This window comes from Bacillus sp. BD59S (assembly GCF_007363175.1).
In the GTDB taxonomy this organism is placed as follows: Bacteria; Bacillota; Bacilli; order Bacillales; family Bacillaceae_G; genus Bacillus_A; species Bacillus_A pacificus.
Map to the genome: position 1 here is coordinate 3236758 of NZ_CP034686.1, position 18653 is coordinate 3255410.

Sequence of the window (18653 nt, forward strand, 5' to 3'; positions counted from 1 at the left end):
CACCTTCCTATTCTTGCTTGTTTGAAAAAAGGAGGGAGAGAAAGCAAAAAACCTCCCTCTTCACCCTATCTACTATTCACACTCGTACCTATAAATTTCTTTACCGTATCCTCTATCAATTACTAAAAGTTCATTTGGATACAGCGTCTTATGTTCCATTCCAACCTCATCCTCTGTTATAAACATCCCATCAATAATCATTCCTACTACTTGTGACTCTTTCGCTACAAATATCGATTTTGATCCTTTCTTTGCTATAAACGTAACGGATTGCACTGTCTTCCTTTCCGCTCTAAACGGAATGCCAAAATAATGTTTCCACCATTTATTTTTAAGTAATTCTGGCTCAGATTGATATAACCAATCTTTCGCTACTTCTTGATCCCATTCGTAATACAATAATGCTTTCCGGTGAAATCTTGGACGGACAATCCATCCTAAAACGATTATCCCTACTATTAACAGTAATACAGTGATAGGAATAACAAACTTAAAAACAAGCGCATATTTTTCATAAAACGGTGCATTTTGAATATGGAGTGTTATGTCTTTCTTTACTTCTTGTAATTTTGAATCCTGCACTACGATGGTAGCTTCTACGGTGCCTGTATCTGTAAAATTGAACGTGTCGGAGTAATGAGGTCGAGGATAAATATGAATTTGATTACCATGTTGTTTTATTTCATAGTTGATTGATTGTTTAGATGTGACACCAGTAGATTTTAATAGTTTTTTTACAGCCTCTTCTGTCATCGGCTTATCATCTAACTGTGGTTGTATAATAAATGGTTTACTATTCTCTAAATTCGTTACTTTTTCTTCATAATCTTTCGTGACAGTTTGAAGTGATAATTTAGGCTTTTTCGTTGTTTCGATTTTAAATTCTTTCGTCTGTCTGTAAAATCCCTTTATGTTCATATGAACTTTCCCGCGTACTAATCCTTTAGTAAGCTTCGTTTCGTAATAAAATACATGTCTTTTATCGTCCCACTTCATCGCATATTGCTTCCCGTCTATTTCTACTTCTGCCTGAAAGTAAGAAGACTGAACTGGCAATTCAGTAGGTTTTGCTTCAATAACAACCGTCACACCTTCATACAGTTCCTCAACATTTTTTCTATCCTTATCCTCTTTGTCATAAGTGGAAACAGTATAATTAAGCGCCGGTTCGACTAGTACTTGTAACCCTTCTTTCTCAATATCTCGGTCCACTTCTATCGTATAAGTTCCTGGTTTAATAACTTCCTCATTTTCCGTACTTATATGAACTATATTTCCGAACAATTTTGCTTCGCCTGGTGCATGTATGGAAAAAGAAGATTGTAATTGTAATGGTTTAGAAATTTGTGTGACCTGATAATTAGACAAAGAAGGCGATTGTCGTACAAGCGTCATACGCTTTAACGGAAATGGTGTTGTAATCTCTACTTTCTTTCCTACTACTTTCGTTTTTACAATTGATTCAACAGAGGAGAACGGATCACGATTTGCGACTAATGCCGCCACTTGATTGACGCTTTTTACAATACCATCCTCTCCACTAGATGGCATCGTAACTCCGTTGAGCTCTTTCTTCCATATTTCTTTAAACGTATTTAGTTGTGCTTTTTCTTGTTGCCCTAAATCCTCTTCCATCGTAATTAAAATTGGATGTAGCGATATCTTTTTTGCATCCATATCCTTCTTAAACTGTGCTAACTTCTGTGTAATTTGTTCTTTTCCGCCAACCTTATCTTTCTCTAAATCATTAAATGCCCCGTCAGTTAAGACAATAAGCCAAAATTCACGTTTTCCATCTATATCTGCTTCCTTTTTTATAGATTGCATCGCCGTTTCTACTGCACTAAACGGAGTATTTAAATACGTTTTCCACGCTCCAATTCCCTCAATTTCTGTTTGTCTCTTATCCTTCGTTAACGAAATGTTTAACGGATCATTCGGCTTGCTCATTGGAACGTAAGAAAATGCATCTTTTTCATCTAATAGCGCAACTAAACTTTGCAAAGCGTAATTGGCATATTTCCAGCGATCGTTATTTCTCATGCTGCCCGAATCATCATATACAAGTGAAACGACCCTTTCCTTTGCCTCCTCTCCTTTTGCAAAAGTCCAAAAAGGATGTAACCATATAAATAGAAACAACATGAATGTGGCACAAATTCGAATTTTCATGATGAGGCTTCGCCACCTTTGTAGACAAATTCCTATGTTTAAATTTATGAGAGGATACAAGATATATGACTTGTATTTTAGGACAACGAACACAGCATAACTTTATTATGTAAACAGTTATAAAAACTGAATATGATTCCTTCTAGCGTTTTCTATCCGATACTATAAGTAAAAAAGCCTGTTTAAGCTCTACACTTAAAACAGACTTTTCCTACTTTTTATTTTAAAAACACATGACAAAAAGTTTGATTTTTGACTTAACACATCACTTCTATTGTAAATCCACCAGGTGCTTCCACATAAAACGTATACGCATGTGTATGCTTAGGAGGTTCGACCAAAAATCCATCCTCCTTCAACCTTTGATTCATTTTATTTACTTGTTCTTCACTTTCTTGAGGAAAACCTACGTGAAATGTTTGCGGATAATGTACGTCTTTCCCTTTCATTAACGTTAATATAAATCCATCATTATCACGCATAACTGCAAAGCCTTTTCCCCTTGCTCCGCTACAAGTTAAATGAAAATATTTTTCTAAAAACTCTCTCGCGGCTACTACATCTGAAACTGTTAGATTAAGATGTTTAATTTTCAAATCATCACCATCTTTCTTAATTTTCTAACATTTTATCATAAAATTAAAAAACACGCCTTTCACAGCGTGTTTCATTTCTTCACATACACTTCAACAATCGGATTATCTTTATGATCCGCATGCAAGCGTATATTCTCTTCACTTGTACGATAAATGCTAGCTAATAACATAATTGTTAACACGTTAGGAGTTTTTGCATCGCTCCCGTATTTCCTTTCCAGCGTTTCCTTATACTCAAAATCCACGTCCCCCTGCACATATGTATACACCTCAAAACCATCTTCTAAATTGCAAACTACTGTATCAATAATATCTGCCCCTACTTGCTTCTTCATTTCCTCTCGCAATGCTTCAATAAATTCTTCCCACGGTACTTCGTATATCTGAAACTGATCTGTAGATTTCATATCTTTTCCTCCTTATATATCCTCTTCCTATATTTCCCCTTTCCTATAACAATTATGATAGTTAGGGCATTCGTACAAGCCGCACTTGTCCCCTTTACATATCGTATTACTGTAATGGGAAGGAGGAAAGAACATGCATAGACAAAAATGTTATGATACGTGCCGACGTTATTTTGGTAAAGTCGTTCGCATTGAAGATCGTGATGGTCGCATCCATTTAGGCAAAATAATTGATGTGACAAAAGACTCTGTATGGATTGAACCAGTGCAACAGCACTCATCTTTTGATTCAGGATTCGGATACTATGATGCATATGCAAACGGTGGTTGCGATCTTTGCGGCGGCCTTAGCAGATGTGATAGTTGCGGATTTGGTTGTGGTGGTGGATTCAGCGGCTGTGGATGTGGCGGTCGTGGTTGCAGTAATTGTGGTTGCGGCGGCTGGGGCGGTGGCGGTTGTGGCTGGGGTGTTGAACTTGGATTTGGTTTTATCTTTGGAATTACATTAGCTGCATTATTTTTCATTTAACATAAGTAAAGAGTTGACTATTTTTAGCCAACTCTTTTTCTTTATTTTTCACATATAAAAATACGATGACCTAAAATATGTTGATACATAAGCCTTATATTTTCATGTTGCACCCATGCCTCATATAACTCATTCGGAATAAATTGTGATACATTCCATTCCGGCTCTTCTATATAAGCAGAGATTGTTTCTGCAATTGTACCACCGCCAGCAATTGTAACCCGCTTAAAGTTTGCTTTCTGAAATAATTGTACCCACTCGCTCTCAGTTAATAGTTCTTTCATCCCGTATAATTGAGCGATTTTTTCTTCCTCTCCCTTATCAATGTGCCTATCAATAATCATTTCAATGACAACAAGCTTACCGTCTTTCTGTAGTACACGATAGCACTCCGAAATAACCCTTTCTTTGTCTGTAAAAGCGAGTATCGATTCTCCGAGTACGAACTCAAATGATTCATGCACACAAGGTAATTGCTCTACATTTCCTTCTATTAATTGAATGTCTAGTCCTTCAAACGACCATCTATCTTTCGCCTTTTGAATCATAATTTCATTCTTTTCCACCGCCGTTACTTTATATCCAAAATTCTTCGCCATATATGCTGCGGTTTTTCCCGTGCCACAACCTATCTCTAGGACATTCGCTCCATGTCTAAAAGGCAGTTGTGCTAACAGTTGTTTCGTTAACGTAAAACCGCCAGGATGAGCACTCCCTATTCCGTAATAAGCTAAGAAATCGATGTATGTGTTTCGTTTCATGGGATTCTCCTTTAAATTTTCTATAATACATATATTCATCCATCAATAAATCGTGCACAAAAAAAAGCATTTCCAAGTGCTATACCGCAACTTGAAAATGCTCTTTTCTTTTTATTTCTCTTCAATATATGCCCATTTGAAGCTATATTCCGGACTAATATTATGTTTCACAATTCCCTTTACATTCGGTTTCATAACATATGATTTAGCACTTTGATATAAAGGTACAAGTGCTACATCTTCCTCAAGTAACAATTTCTCTGCCTTCCCTAGCTCTGTCCAACGTTTTTTTGCATCAGCCATCCATTCTGTCTTACTTTTAGTAATAATGTCATCATATTTTGAATTTGAGTAGCTCATCTGGTTCTGAGAGTTTTTCGTTTCAAACATATCAAGGTACGTCATTGGATCAGCATAATCTGGATTCCAGCCACCATATGAAAAATCATAATCTTGATCTGATTCTAATTTTAGTTTTTGCTTAAATGGTTGCAGTTTAATATTTACTGTCACACCTTTTAAATTCTTTTCAACTTGATCTTTTACATACTCCCCAACTTTTTTCGCATTACCAGTATCATAATTCAGCAGTTCAATTGTTACTTGATCTTTTCCAAGTTCTTTTTTCGCTTCTTCCCAAGCTGCTGCTGCCTTTTTGGAGTCTTGTTTTAAACCATTCTTGAACGTTTCTGCGAAATCTTTACCGTCTGGTCCACTTGCTAAACCTTTTGGTACTAAGTAATCCACTGGTTTTGAACCATCATTTAAAATGACATTCGTTAAAGCTTTCTTATCAATTGATAAAGCAATTGCTTCACGTAGTTTTTTACTCTTTAACGGTGTATCTTGCCCACCGCGTTTTTGATTGAGGCGTAAGTAAAACGTACTTGTTTCCGAATATGCGCCAAACTCTTCTTTATTATTTCTATACTTATCAACAAATTCTCCTGATAAAAGTGCGAAATCAATTGCACCTGTATCAAATAAGTTTACTCTTGTAGCTACTTCTTTTACTACACTATAGTTGATTTCATCTAGTTTTACAGTCTTTTTATCCCAATACTGATCATTTTTCTTTAATTTCCAGCCTTGCTCATGTTTCCAATCAGTAAGCACAAATGGACCATTATACAGTGTTGTATCAGACTCTAAACCGAATTTATTTCCTTTTTCTTTTACGAACTTTTCATTTAATGGATAGTATGACGCAAATGCCATTAAGTTCAAGAAATATGGTACAGGTCTTTCTAGTTCCACTTCAAGTGTATAATCATCTACCGCTTTTACACCTAATGTAGAAACTTCTGCTTTCCCTTGATTAATGGCTTCTGCATTTTTAAGATAGTAAGCGATAAATGCATATTCAGCAGCTGTTTTTGGATCTACTAGACGTTGCCATGCAAATACGAAATCTTTCGCTGTTACAGCATCACCGTTTGACCATTTTGCATCTTTCCGTAATTTAAATGTATATTTTTTACCATCCTCGCTTTTTGTGCTAGATTCCGCTACAGCTGGGATTGGCTTATTATCTTTATCAAGGCGATATAAACCTTCCATTGTATTCCCTAAAATTTGTGAGCCAAGTGTATCTGTATTTTTGGAAGTATCCATCGTCGGAATTTCATTAGTTTCTGTACGATTTAGCACTTGCTTTGCCGCATATTTAATATCAGACTTCTTCTCTTCTCCACCATTATTAGATGTCGTTGTCGTTTTCTTCTCCCCACCAGAAGATCCAGAACACGCTGTTAACGCCATACTCATCGCTAAAACTGGTGCTACAACCGCCGTAAACTTTTTCATCTTTTTCTTCATTTTTGTACCCTCCCCAATTATATGTACGAAACTAACTTTGAGAGATTTCTATTTTAAATTATCTGAAAATTATTACTAATTACTATTCTACTAATTTTCCTTGGATTGTAAAGTATTTTTAGAAATATTCATAATAATTAATTTATTTACTTCAATAACAATCTATTACTACTATACGAATTCTCCCCCATCTACTATATGTAAGTACCACTTTTCTTATTCTTCTCTATTTATTTAAATTTAATTGAATAGTAAAAGAGCGTTTAAAAAAATAAATAATATATTTTTTAAACGCTCTTTTTCTTATTTCCCTTCCGTTACATACGCCCACTTAAAGCTATATTCCGGACTGATGTTATGTTTCACAATTCCTTTTACATTCGGTTTCATTACATACGCTCTTCCTGTTTGATATAAAGGAACTAGTCCAGCATCTTCTTCAAGGAATAATTTTTCTGCTTTCCCTAACGTTTCCCAACGCTTCTTCGCATCACCCATTAATTCATTACCTGCTTTTTGTACCATTTCATCGTATTTTGTATTTGAATAACTCATTTGGTTATATGGGCTCTTCGATTCAAACATATCAATAAATGTCATTGGATCCGCATAGTCTGGACTCCAACCTGCATAAGAAATTTCATAATCTTGTGCAGTCTCTAATTTTAATTTTTGTTTGAACGGCTGAATTTTTGTATTAATCGTTACACCTTTTAAATTTTTCTCAATTTGATCTTTAACATAATCAGCAATCTTTTTCGCAGTTCCATCATCATAACTTAGTAATTCAATTGTAACTTGATCTTTTCCAAGTTCTTTTTTCGCTGCTTCCCACGCTGCTGCACCTTTTTTCGGATCATATTTCAGACCATTTTTAAATGTATCTTGGAAGTCTTTACCGTCTGGTCCTGTCGCAAGTCCTTTTGGAACCAATTGATCTGTTGCTTTTGAACCATTATTTAAAATAACGTTTGCCAGTCCTTTTTTATCAACCGATAATGCAATTGCTTCACGAAGCTTTTTGCTCTTTAACGGTGTATCTTGTCCGTTACGCTTTTGATTTAAACGTAAGAAGAATGTACTTGCTTCTGAATACTCACCGTACTCATCTTTGTTCGATTTATATTTATCTACAAACTCTCCTGATAGTAGTGTGAAATCAATTGATCCTGTATCATATAAGTTTACTTTTGTCGCAACTTCTTTTACTACACTATAGTTAATTTCTTCTAATTTCACAGTATTCTTATCCCAATACTTATCATTTTTCTTTAGCTGCCACCCTTGTTCATGTTTCCATGAAGACATCACGAACGGCCCGTTATACACCGTTGTATCTGCTTCTAAACCGTACTTATCTCCTTTTTCTTTTACGAATTTTTCATTTAACGGATAGTATGACGGGAATGCTAGTAAATTCAAGAAATATGGTACTGGCTTTTCTAATTCTACTTCTAGTGTATAATCATCTACTGCTTTTGCCCCCAAATCTGTTAGAGGTTTTTCACCTTTATTAATTGCTTCTGCGTTTTTAATATAGTAAGCAATAAATGCGTATTCTGACGCTGTATTTTTATCAAGTAAGCGTTGCCATGCAAATACGAAATCTTTCGCTGTTACAGGATCACCATTCGACCATTTTGCATCTTTACGTAATTTAAATGTATATTTTTTGCCATCCTCGCTTTTCGTACTAGATTCTGCAGCAGCTGGGATCGGCTTATTATCTTTATCTAATCGATATAATCCTTCCATCGTATTCCCTAAAATTTGTGACCCTAACGTATCAGTAGATTTAGACGTATCCATCGTCGGAATTTCTTGATTCTCTGTACGATTTAATACTTGTTTTGCTGCGTATTTAATTTCAGATTTGTTCTCTTCTCCACCACCACTAGACGTCGTAGTTGATTTCTTCTCCCCACCAGATCCAGAACACGCTGTCAACGCCATACTCATCGCTAAAACTGGCGCTACAACCGCCGTGAACTTTTTCATCTTTTTCTTCATTTTTGTACCCTCCCCAATTATATGTACGAAACTCATTTTGAGAGATTTTCTAATAACTAGTTATCAGAAAATTCTTATTAATTAATATTCTACTAACTTTTCTATTTTTGTAAAGTTATTTTTAAAATATTCTAAAAATTATTTTTTTGTGATAGTAACGAGTATTCTTTTCAATTATCACGATACAAGTTCTTTCCTACATCTATCTATTTATTCGCATGTATTCTCATAATAAAAGAGCATTCCAAAAGTAAATAGTCTACTTTTGGAATGCTCTATCATTTTATCTTTCTATTGTGGACAATGAGATTCTCATTACAAAATAAGCTAAGAAACCTATATACATCCACTTAAATATAGCCTCACTGCTTAAAAATTATTTTCCATCTTTTTCAGTCATGTACGCCCACTTGAAGCTATACTCTGGGCTAATGTTATGGTGAACGATGCCCTTCGCATTTGGTTTTTGAACGTATGCATCACCACGTTGGTATAAAGGTACAAGTGCTACATCTTGCTCAAGAAGTAATTTCTCAGCTTTTCCTAGCTCTTCCCAACGTTTCTTCGCATCACCCATTAATTCTCCGCCAGCTTTTTTGATCATATCATCATACTTAGGATCAGCGAAGCTCATTTGGTTATGAGAATGATTAGACTGGAACATATCTAAAAATGTCATTGGGTCAGCGTAGTCAGGTCCCCAACCAGCATATGATAAATCATAATCTTGCTCTGTTTCTAATTTCAGTTTTTGTTTGAATGGTTGAAGTTTAATATTAACAGTTACACCTTTTAAGTTTTTCTCAATTTGATCTTTTACATATTCCCCAACTTTTTTCGCATTACCAGTGTCATAGTTTAATAGCTCAATTGTAACTTGGTCTTTTCCAAGCTCTTTTTTCGCTTCATCCCATGCAGCTGCTGCCTTTTTCGCATCTGGTTTAATACCATTTTTAAATGTTTCTTGGAAGTCTTTGCCGTCTGGTCCAGTTGCTAATCCTTTCGGTACTAAGAAGTCCGCAGGTTTAGATCCATCGTTCAAAATAACGTTTGATAGATTTTTCTTATCAATTGAAAGTGCGATGGCTTCACGTAATTTTTGGCTCTTTAACGGTGTATCTTGTCCGCCACGTTTTTGGTTCATACGTAAGAAGTAAGTACTTACTTGTGAGTATGTACCAAACTCTTCTTTATTATTTCTATACTTATCAACGAATTCACCTGATAATAGCGCAAAGTCAATTGCATTTGTATCATATAAGTTTACTCTTGTAGCTACTTCTTTTACTACACTATAGTTAATTTCATCTAGTTTTACAGTCTTTTTATCCCAATATTGATCGTTTTTCTTTAATTTCCAGCCTTGCTCATGCTTCCAATCAGTAAGAACGAACGGTCCGTTATATACTGTTGTATCAGACTCTAAACCGTATTTATCCCCTTTTTCTTTTACGAACTTCTCATTTAATGGATAGTACGATGGGAATGCTATTAAGTTTAAGAAGTATGGTACTGCTTGTTCTAATTCAACTTCTAAAGTAAGATCGTCTACTGCCTTTACTCCTAGTTCCGTTACAGGTTTTTCACCTTTATTAACCGCTTCTGCATTTTTAATTGGGAATGCGATAAATGCATACTCAGCAGCTGTTTTTGGATCTAATAGACGTTGCCAAGCATATACGAAATCTTTTGCTGTTACAGGATCACCATTTGACCATTTTGCATCTTTACGTAATTTGAATGTATATTTTTTACCATCCTCACTCTTCGTGCTTGATTCTGCCGCAGCTGGGATTGGTTTGTTATCTTTATCTAATCGATATAAACCTTCCATTGTGTTCCCTAAAATTTGAGAACCTAATGTATCTGTATTTTTAGAAGTATCCATTGTTGGAATCTCATTTGTTTCAGTACGATTTAGTACTTGTTTCGCTGCTAATTTTTCTTCTGATTTGCTATCTCCGCCAGAGCTAGAATTTGTGCTTGTTTTCTTATCTCCGCCTGATGTAGAACATGCTGTTAATGCCATACTCATTGCTAAAACTGGTGCTACAACTGCTGTTAGTTTTTTCATTTTTTTCTTTTTCACTTTCTGTACCCTCCCTAATTCTTAACGCTCTCATTTAAGAATTTTCTGATAATTCTGTTTTTCTTTATATATTTATCAGAAGATTCTTATTAACTATTATTCTACTAATTTTTTGAGTTTTGTAAAGTGTTATTATTGAAAATTTTTAAAAAATTATTTTTTTACAGTAACATTCATAAAAATTCCATAATCTTTTAAAACACTATACCTCATTGAATTCTATGTATTGATTTAATAGTCTTTATATCCCTTCGCCATAAAATACTTGTAAATTATTGTTAATAAATAATGTATATCGTAGCAAACCTCTTTTCTACAAAAATAAAAAAGTCAGCAAAGCTGACTTTTTTATCCGGCCATTTTCTCTCTTCTCATTTCCTCTACTACCCTCGTATACTTATTATCATCAAATTCATTTTCACTTTTTGCAACAACTACAGTCGCAATACCGTTACCAATTAAGTTGACGATAGCACGTGCTTCCGACATAAAACGATCTACACCAAGTAATAGCGCTAACCCTTCTAATGGAATAACATTCATCGCAGATAAAGTAGACGCTAGTACAATAAAGCCTCCACCTGTTACTGCGGCTGCTCCTTTAGATGTAACTAACAAAATAGCTATTATCGTTAATTGTTGACCTAGTGAAAGATCGACGTGAAAGACTTGTGCTAAAAATATAGTGGCCATCGATAAATAAATTGTTGTTCCATCTAAGTTAAAAGAGTACCCCGTCGGAATGACTAAACCTACTACCGGCTTCGAACATCCGAAGTCTTCCATCTTTGTCATCATTCGCGGCAATACTGATTCTGATGATGATGTCCTAAGAACAATAAGTAATTCTTCTTTAATATGCGACAAATATTTCCATAAACTGAATTTGTAAAATTTACAAATGAAATTTAAAACAATAAAAACAAATAATTCCATTGTTGCATATACACAAATCATTAATTTACCAAGTGGAATAAGTGTACTTAAACCATATTTTCCAATTGTAAATGCCATTCCACCGAATGCTCCAACCGGTGCTAATTTCATTACAATGGATAAAATGTTAAAAAATACTTTCGATAATCTTTCAAAAAAGTCGATTACCGGTTGTCCATTTTTCCCTAACATCGTTAACCCTGCACCGAATAAAATGGAGAAGAACAGAACTTGTAAAATATCACCTTTTGCAAAGGCTTCAAACATGTTAGACGGCACAATATGTAAAAAGAAATCCATCCATTTCATTTCTTGCCCGCTTTGTACATATTGTGAAACATCTCCGCCCTTTAGTTTCGAAGGATCTAACCCATCTCCTGGACGTACAACATTCGCTACGATGATACCAATAATTAAAGCCGCTGTTGTAACAATTTCAAAATATAATAGTGCCTTCCCACCAACACGACCTACCTTTTTCATACTTCCCATACTCGCAATACCGAGAACAATTGTTAAAAAGATAATTGGTGCAATAACCATTTTGATCATATTGATGAACGTTTCACCAATTGGCTTCATCTCTTGTCCAACACTCGGCCAAATTGCTCCTACTGCAATACCACAAATAATGGCCACAACAACTTGAAATGTTAAATTTTTACAATTATCATTTTTAATACTCACCTGTTTCTTTTATTTCTCCCATACTATTTCAATAATTGCTAATGATACATTCTATATAATAGCCCCCCTGTTATTTAACTTAAACTATAACTTTACGTTACACTATTATCTTAAATTCGAAAATAGTATATAACATTCAAAAATAAACGACATACTATTGTGCACAATAAAAAGCAGACATTTCGTTCGCTTTAATTCTCCTCAATCTGTTTTTCACTTAATCCTAAATGTGTTCTAAGCGTATTACTCAAACTTTGCAAATCTTTTTTATTAGGATTATAATAATATACACGTTGCCCATTTGGACCATTAGGTAAGTATAAATCATCACCTGCTAATTGAATTTTTTCAATCGAACAATTTAAACCGTATTTATAAAAAGATAAAATATCATCCATTGCTAAATTTGTTTTAAAATCACCGTCAACCGCCTCAACTATTTTTTCTAGCTTTGTAATCGATCCTACACTTTTTAATTTACTTAAAATCGCTTCCATAACAAGTTGTTGGCGCTGTCCTCTCATTGCATCACTATCAATATGACGCGTTCTTGCTAAGGCAAGTGCTTCTTCCCCTGTTAATTTTTGTAGTCCTTTTTTCAAATGAATCGCGTCAGGTTCATCTTTACTATTTTGCTCCGTAAATTCAACTGGGACATCTACTTCAATCCCATCTAATCTATCAACAATTTTAGTAAATGAATTAAAATTAAACTTTACAAAATAATCAACAGGCACTTGTAATAACTTTTCTACCGCTTCCACTGAAGCTTGCGGCCCTCCATCTTTACCATTTTTAACGAAACCACTTCCATATGCATGCGTTATTTTATCTTTTTTCTTTTCAACCGGAACATATGTGTATGTATCACGTGGTATACTCGTTAATTTCACAGTCTTATCATCTTTATTAAAAGTAGCTAACAGCAGTGCATCTGTATGAAATGCACCATTATACTCCTTTTGTCGTTCTTGATTTTCATCAATTCCCATAATTAAAAGTGAAACATTATTCGTAATCGGTTTTACCGTTTTCTCACGTAAATTTGATTTTTCACCACGTGCTAAATTAACATTTGATTTTTGTACGAGATTAGAAGTTTTCATATATACGTAAGTGCCATATCCCAATCCGCAAAATAGTAATATCGCTAACAATACACTTATTATCGTTGTCTTTTTATATTTTCGTTTATTTTTCTGTTCTCTTGAAGAAGAATGATTCTCCATATAATTCCCTCCGTTTTCTATTCATCCAATATATTTTTCACTTTCTCATAATTAGCGCTTTCCTTTTGAAATGTATTCTCTTTCAATCCTTTGTTTATTTGTATCCATTCTGTTGTAATCGAATATTGAATCATACCTTCATGGAAACTAAGGAATTTTAGCATAATCCCTGTATTTTTCTCTACAACCATTTCAAATTTCCCTCTTAAATCTTCAGATGTACTTACAGGCGTTTCTATATGTATTGTCCCTTCTATTTTGTAGCAATCAAGTCCAAGATACTTCGTTTCTTTATAATTCCAATCTTTATATCGAATTAATAGATCCGCAAATTCGGATTGAATACTATACTTCGCGAATCCCACATATTCATCATCATATCTTTTTTTCTCACCTGATTTTCTCAATACCCTTTCCGTAGGATTTAATTTTAATAGTTCATAGTTTCTTTCTTTCGGGCTCCATTTTGTTTCTTTGTATGTATACTTCTCGTCATCAAACTCTTTTTTCTTGCCCTCGTTATATATAATGGTTCGTTTTTTCGCTAGTTTATCTTCTTTCGAAGAGATACCTCTTTGTTGCTCCGTATCAATCGCATATTTGTATGTTGTAGCAATTCTTGACGAACTAGAATATTCCTCAAATTGTCCTGAAATATTATTAAAATGATCAATGGAATCTAGCATCTTTTCATGAATCTTTTCTCTATCTGGATAATTTGCATTCGCTTTTATTTCCTCTTCGTTTTCGTAATCAGAAAATGCCTTTTTCTTTACATATTCAAACACTCCGCCGTTTTGAGCAAAAATTTGATCAGAAAACTCCGACATAGACACAATTGAAAGTGCTAGAACAGCTGCACTTATAACTATCATATAAACTCTGTAACCTTTCTTTTTTACCGGAAGACTATGTAGTGTACGATTAATCTTTTCATTTAACTCTGGCGGTACTATAACATTCTCTTCGTTTATTCTCTTTTTTAATTTCTCATCAAATATTTTTTCATTATCCATCCTTTGCACCCCCTATTCCATCTTTAATCGTTTCTGTAGTTGTTCCCTCGCACGTGCCAATCTCGATTTCACTGTTCCTTTTGGTACTTCTAAAAGCTTTGCTATACTGTCTTGATTCATATCTTCATAATAATAAAGCACCGTAACAGCTCTTAACTCTTCATGTAACGATTGAATCGCATTACACAAATCTATATCTTCATACTGATCGCACGCACTCATATTATAATCATTCTCTTCTGTCACAATTATCTTTTTATACGTTCTAATAATGTTATTACATTCATTCATTAAAATTCGAATTAACCAAGTTTGAAAAAACTCTTCTTTCTTTAATTTTTTTATATTTTCATAGGCTTTTAAAATTGTTGTTTGTATCGCATCCTCTATATTTGTCTCATCACGTAACATAGCCTTTGCAATACGATACATCTTTACTTTTTCTGTATGTATAAGCGCCATAAATGCTTCATGATCACCTTTTTTCGCTAAAGAAACATCCGTTTCTTCTTTTACAATCATTTTATATAAAGGGATTACTTTCACAATTGCTCCTCCTGTTTCATCCTCACTTCAAATTTAACTTTACATGTATTAGACGGATGAGCCTAGGAAAAGGTTCATTTTTTTGAATATTTTCATAAAAAAAGGTAAACATTCTTCATGTTTACCTTTACTTAGATGTGATCCTGAGGAAATCCCATTTGAATCGACAACTTTAAACCAATTATTTTCTTATAAAACAATAATGACTTTTCTACATCATTTACATATAGCTGCACTCATTCGTTTCCTCCTCATCAAAAAAAGCCCACTCTATCAGTGGACTTTCTACTTTACAACGGTAAATCCCTCTTCTTAAACACTACAATCGCTACTATGAAAATACAAAGTGCTCCAGCGGTTAAGCCTACACTCACTGGCCATATGTTATACGTTCCTTCAGCAATTTCTTTCGGACGAAATAGTGTAAATAATGATATTTTTTTCATCCACTCTAACTTATCGCTTAATTTACCTACCATATTTAATACAAAAAATAAGATAGTTAAGCTTGCTGAATAGCTAAGTGCTTTTCTTTCATCATTACATATACAAGAAAAGAAAAATGAATAAGCACTAACGACTAAAAATATGAGCCCTCCGACTACGTTTAGCTTCAGGAATAATTCCTCATTTAAGTTATTATCTTCCAAAAACCATTCTGCACCTACTAAACCCGCTACATACGTAACAGCAACAATAATCAGTAGTCCCAATATAAGAATAGACGCTTGCGTGATTGCAATTTGCACTCTAGATACAGGTGTTGCTAACAAGTATGCCATCGCTCCTTTATCTACATGACGAGCAATTAAATGCGTTGCAACTGTTACACAAAAAATCGTTAAAATAATAATAAACAATAGACTATAATATTCGCCAGCTAAAAAATCCATTACGTTTTGAATTGGACTTTCCATGCCAACAATTTTTTTTACACTATCAGGCATAGCACTTATTAATTCATTTAATCCTTTCGCCGATACCATGGAAGGGAAGATCCAAATTAACAACCATAAATATAGAGCTGCACCAGTTGCATAACTCAAAATACTTTTTTGTGTTTCTTTCAAACTAGCTAAAAACAATTGCTTATTCATGCTTTACCCCTTCTTTCTTATCGTAATAATGCATAAATAAATGTTCTAAATCCATTGCTCTCGTTTGAAGTGCGGTTACATTATAGTTTGAAAGTGTTTGTAAAACAGCTTGATAATTTCCTTGTACAATAATCGATGCTTCTCTTCCTTTCACCGTTTCAAATTGCAAATTACATTGTGTAAGAGAGTCAATCTCTGCCTCTGATGATACAGTTACATCTATCACCTGTCGTCTCATACTTTGTAAATCATGAATATTTTCAACCGTGACAAGGCGACCATCTTTAATAATCGCTACCCGATCACACGTACGCTCAATTTCAGTGAAAATATGCGACGACATAAGAATTGTTTTTCCTCTTTGCTTTTCCTCTACTATTAAATCTATAAACACTTGCTGCATAAGTGGATCAAGTCCTGATGTCGGTTCATCTAAAATTAACACCTCTGGATCATGCATAAATGCAGCGACAATCCCTACTTTTTGCTTCATTCCTTTAGACATTTTTCGAATTGGTGTTTTCACATCAAATTGAAGACGTTCTATTAATTCATCTCGTCTTTTCGTATCCTTTAGCCCACGCATTCCTTGCATTAACTTCAAAAACTCTAATCCGTTCATTCCTTCAATAAAAGAGATTTCTCCTGGTAGATAGCCAACTTCTCTTTGAATTTTCGCTGCTTCATTCCAACAATCCAATCCAAAAATTGTCGCTTTACCATCTGTCGGTTTTATAAACCCCATTAAATTACGAATTGTTGTGGATTTCCCGGCACCATTTGGTCCTAAGTAACCGAATACTTCCCCTTCTTTCACTTCAAATGTAATATGAAACAAACCTTTTCCATTTGAAAATTTTTTTGTGACATTTTGAACTGAAATCATAATTCCACCTCATTTTTTGAAATATTTAATATATGATATTTCAAAATTATTGTACTCCTCATCTTTCATATTCGCAACAACTTTTTTGAAATATTTATATGTCCATATTTCAAAATTATTGTTTTCCATTATTTTTTCTTGTATATTTTAATTGAGGTGATTGCATTGAACGGCTTTGAAAAAGTGAAAGAAAAGAAAAAACGTGCTATTAAAGAGGCAGCCTTCTTATTATTTTCAGAACGCGGATTTAATGAAGTGAAAATAGAACATATTGCAAAAGAAGCAAACGTTTCTCAAGTTACCATTTATAATCATTTCGGAAGTAAAGATGCGTTATTTCGAGAGCTTATACAAGAATTTATTATATCTGAATTTCAATATTATAAAGATCTTGCAGCGGAAAAATTACCTTTTCATGATATGATGCAAAAAATGATTGTAAGAAAAATGAATACTGGTGGGTTATTTCAGCCGGATATGTTACTACAAATGATGCAAAGAGATGAAGAGCTCCGAAAGTTTATTTATAGTTATCAAAACGAAAAAATCTTGCCTTGGTATTTAGAAATATTAGAACAAGCACAGCAAAAAAATGAAATTAACCCTCACCTTACTAAAGAAATGATGTTGCTATACATTCAAATGTTCACTAAATTAGGTGATGATTTCGGGGCACAGCTTCTTGAAGGAGATCGTGAAAAACATATACAAGATATCGTTACGATGTTCTTTTATGGACTGTCCGTCCCAGAAAAATAATTGTATCTAAAGAACAAATAAAATCAACAAAAAGCCCTTTGATATTTAAATCTCAAGGGCTTTTCATGTCAAATAAATGGCTAAAACTAACTTTATCTTAAAGAAGTGAAATGCTGCTTTATAGATAACACCTTATTATAGATTAACTCTTTTAGCATAACAGGCTGAATTGAGATAATCGTTTCACCGAAATTCAGAAAATAGTTCGAGATAAAATCAACTTCTTGTTTATTGAAATACCCTGTTATAATATAATGTTCATTTTCTTTTTGTATCCTCATGGAAGGATAATTCTCTTTATCAAAAATATCTTTTCCTCTTTGATTAACAATGACAATAAAATCAATTGCATCAGGTTTTCTGTGAAAAGTAGCAAGATAATTTAATAATTCCTCAAGATTTTTTGGATTCGTATTACTTGTTTCCACAATAGAAAGAATTTTATCACATCTAATTATTTGAACATGATTTGTCTCAAAATTAAAGATTTTAGCATACCACTGGCCAAATTTAGATTCTATTCGAATAAATTGGGCAATCAAGGCTTTCTCCACATCTTTTTTTAAATATGTTAAATGATAAACTCGCTCAGCAAAAATCCCCTGCAAAATTTCTTTTAAGAACGGACTAAAATTACTATGATTTGTTACTTCAAAAGAAAGTGTTCGTTCCATAATTGAAATATTTTTACTCACATTTTCAGGTAATACATGCTTAAATTTATTTTCAAGCGCAATACTTTCTATATTAAATGGTTTTGTCTTGTATCCATTTAATGTGAGAATCGAAAAGTATAACGCATACATTTCATCCACACTAAAATAAATTGGTGACAGCACACTATTTTCTATAATTTTATAACTTCCATTTCTACCTAATTCAGAATATATTGGTACACCTATTTCTTCCAATGATTGAATATCTCGTAAAGCTGTACTTTTAGAAATAGCATATCTAACCATTAAATCCTTTAAATTAAAATGCCTTTTATTATTTAAGAAAATAAGCATATCATTAATTCGTTCCGTTTTTTTCATATTTCCCTCCCGAAAGGTGTCATGTATTGAAACCTTTTTAGTCTATATTATAATTATTAACTAATAAAGGAGTTATAA

17 protein-coding genes are annotated in these 18653 nt (G+C 33.7%); 2 read left to right on the plus strand and 15 right to left on the minus strand.

Features of this window, described 5'->3' with window-relative positions; translation table 11 throughout:
- Positions 1–72: 72 nt before the first annotated feature.
- From EKQ63_RS18800 to EKQ63_RS18810, 3 genes are all read right to left on the minus strand, one after another.
- Positions 73–2172, minus strand: coding sequence for a vWA domain-containing protein (locus EKQ63_RS18800; protein ID WP_143881409.1), 2100 nt, complete (start codon positions 2170–2172; stop codon positions 73–75).
- Positions 2173–2429: 257 nt separating this feature from the next.
- Entirely contained in the window at positions 2430–2768 is a 339-nt protein-coding gene (locus EKQ63_RS18805; protein WP_143881410.1) for a VOC family protein, read from the minus strand.
- Between the two features lie 71 nt (positions 2769–2839).
- Entirely contained in the window at positions 2840–3175 is a 336-nt protein-coding gene (locus EKQ63_RS18810) for a hypothetical protein (RefSeq protein WP_088327580.1), read from the minus strand.
- Positions 3176–3308: 133 nt separating this feature from the next.
- Between EKQ63_RS18810 and EKQ63_RS18820 the strand changes: the two genes are divergently transcribed.
- On the plus strand, positions 3309–3704 hold the full coding sequence (locus EKQ63_RS18820) for a hypothetical protein (RefSeq protein ID WP_087954642.1): 396 nt from the start codon (positions 3309–3311) through the stop codon (positions 3702–3704).
- Between the two features lie 41 nt (positions 3705–3745).
- Here the strand turns inward: EKQ63_RS18820 and EKQ63_RS18825 are convergent, their stop codons facing one another.
- The 11 genes from EKQ63_RS18825 to EKQ63_RS18875 all read right to left on the minus strand — a co-directional run bounded on the left by EKQ63_RS18825 (position 3746) and on the right by EKQ63_RS18875 (position 16779).
- Entirely contained in the window at positions 3746–4465 is a 720-nt protein-coding gene (locus EKQ63_RS18825; protein ID WP_088327581.1) for a class I SAM-dependent methyltransferase, read from the minus strand.
- Between the two features lie 111 nt (positions 4466–4576).
- Entirely contained in the window at positions 4577–6283 is a 1707-nt protein-coding gene (locus tag EKQ63_RS18830; protein WP_087954640.1) for a peptide ABC transporter substrate-binding protein, read from the minus strand.
- Between the two features lie 303 nt (positions 6284–6586).
- On the minus strand, positions 6587–8293 hold the full coding sequence (locus tag EKQ63_RS18835; protein ID WP_087954639.1) for a peptide ABC transporter substrate-binding protein: 1707 nt from the start codon (positions 8291–8293) through the stop codon (positions 6587–6589).
- A 376-nt stretch (positions 8294–8669) separates the two neighbouring features.
- On the minus strand, positions 8670–10382 hold the full coding sequence (locus tag EKQ63_RS18840) for a peptide ABC transporter substrate-binding protein (protein ID WP_140421244.1): 1713 nt from the start codon (positions 10380–10382) through the stop codon (positions 8670–8672).
- A gap of 348 nt (positions 10383–10730) precedes the next feature.
- Complete coding sequence (locus tag EKQ63_RS18845) at positions 10731–11999, minus strand: dicarboxylate/amino acid:cation symporter (RefSeq protein WP_088327600.1); 1269 nt, start codon at positions 11997–11999, stop codon at positions 10731–10733.
- Between the two features lie 197 nt (positions 12000–12196).
- Positions 12197–13234, minus strand: coding sequence for an LCP family protein (locus EKQ63_RS18850; RefSeq protein WP_087997378.1), 1038 nt, complete (start codon positions 13232–13234; stop codon positions 12197–12199).
- 17 nt (positions 13235–13251) lie between these two features.
- Positions 13252–14250, minus strand: a complete 999-nt coding sequence (locus EKQ63_RS18855) for an anti-sigma factor (protein WP_087954637.1) — start codon at positions 14248–14250, stop codon at positions 13252–13254.
- Between the two features lie 12 nt (positions 14251–14262).
- A complete protein-coding gene (locus tag EKQ63_RS18860) occupies positions 14263–14796 on the minus strand; it encodes a sigma-70 family RNA polymerase sigma factor (RefSeq protein ID WP_088327584.1) in 534 nt (177 codons plus the stop codon).
- Positions 14797–14927: 131 nt separating this feature from the next.
- Positions 14928–15032 carry a VOC family protein gene (locus tag EKQ63_RS30740; protein ID WP_223290764.1) on the minus strand — a complete coding sequence of 35 codons (105 nt, stop codon included), beginning with the start codon at positions 15030–15032 and terminating at the stop codon, positions 14928–14930.
- 54 nt (positions 15033–15086) lie between these two features.
- A complete protein-coding gene (locus EKQ63_RS18870; protein WP_143881411.1) occupies positions 15087–15893 on the minus strand; it encodes a DUF2705 family protein in 807 nt (268 codons plus the stop codon).
- Positions 15886–16779: an ABC transporter ATP-binding protein gene (locus EKQ63_RS18875; protein ID WP_088327586.1), complete on the minus strand. Its 894-nt coding sequence runs from the start codon at positions 16777–16779 to the stop codon at positions 15886–15888. The genes EKQ63_RS18870 and EKQ63_RS18875 overlap by 8 nt, the downstream gene beginning before the upstream one ends.
- Before the next feature lie 156 nt (positions 16780–16935).
- Between EKQ63_RS18875 and EKQ63_RS18880 the strand changes: the two genes are divergently transcribed.
- The gene (locus EKQ63_RS18880; protein ID WP_223290765.1) at positions 16936–17538 is read left to right on the plus strand and encodes a TetR/AcrR family transcriptional regulator; all 603 of its coding nucleotides are present in this window, start codon (positions 16936–16938) and stop codon (positions 17536–17538) included.
- A 92-nt stretch (positions 17539–17630) separates the two neighbouring features.
- Here EKQ63_RS18880 and EKQ63_RS18885 read toward each other — a convergent pair whose 3' ends face one another.
- Complete coding sequence (locus EKQ63_RS18885) at positions 17631–18575, minus strand: helix-turn-helix transcriptional regulator (protein WP_143881413.1); 945 nt, start codon at positions 18573–18575, stop codon at positions 17631–17633.
- Positions 18576–18653: the final 78 nt, after the last annotated feature.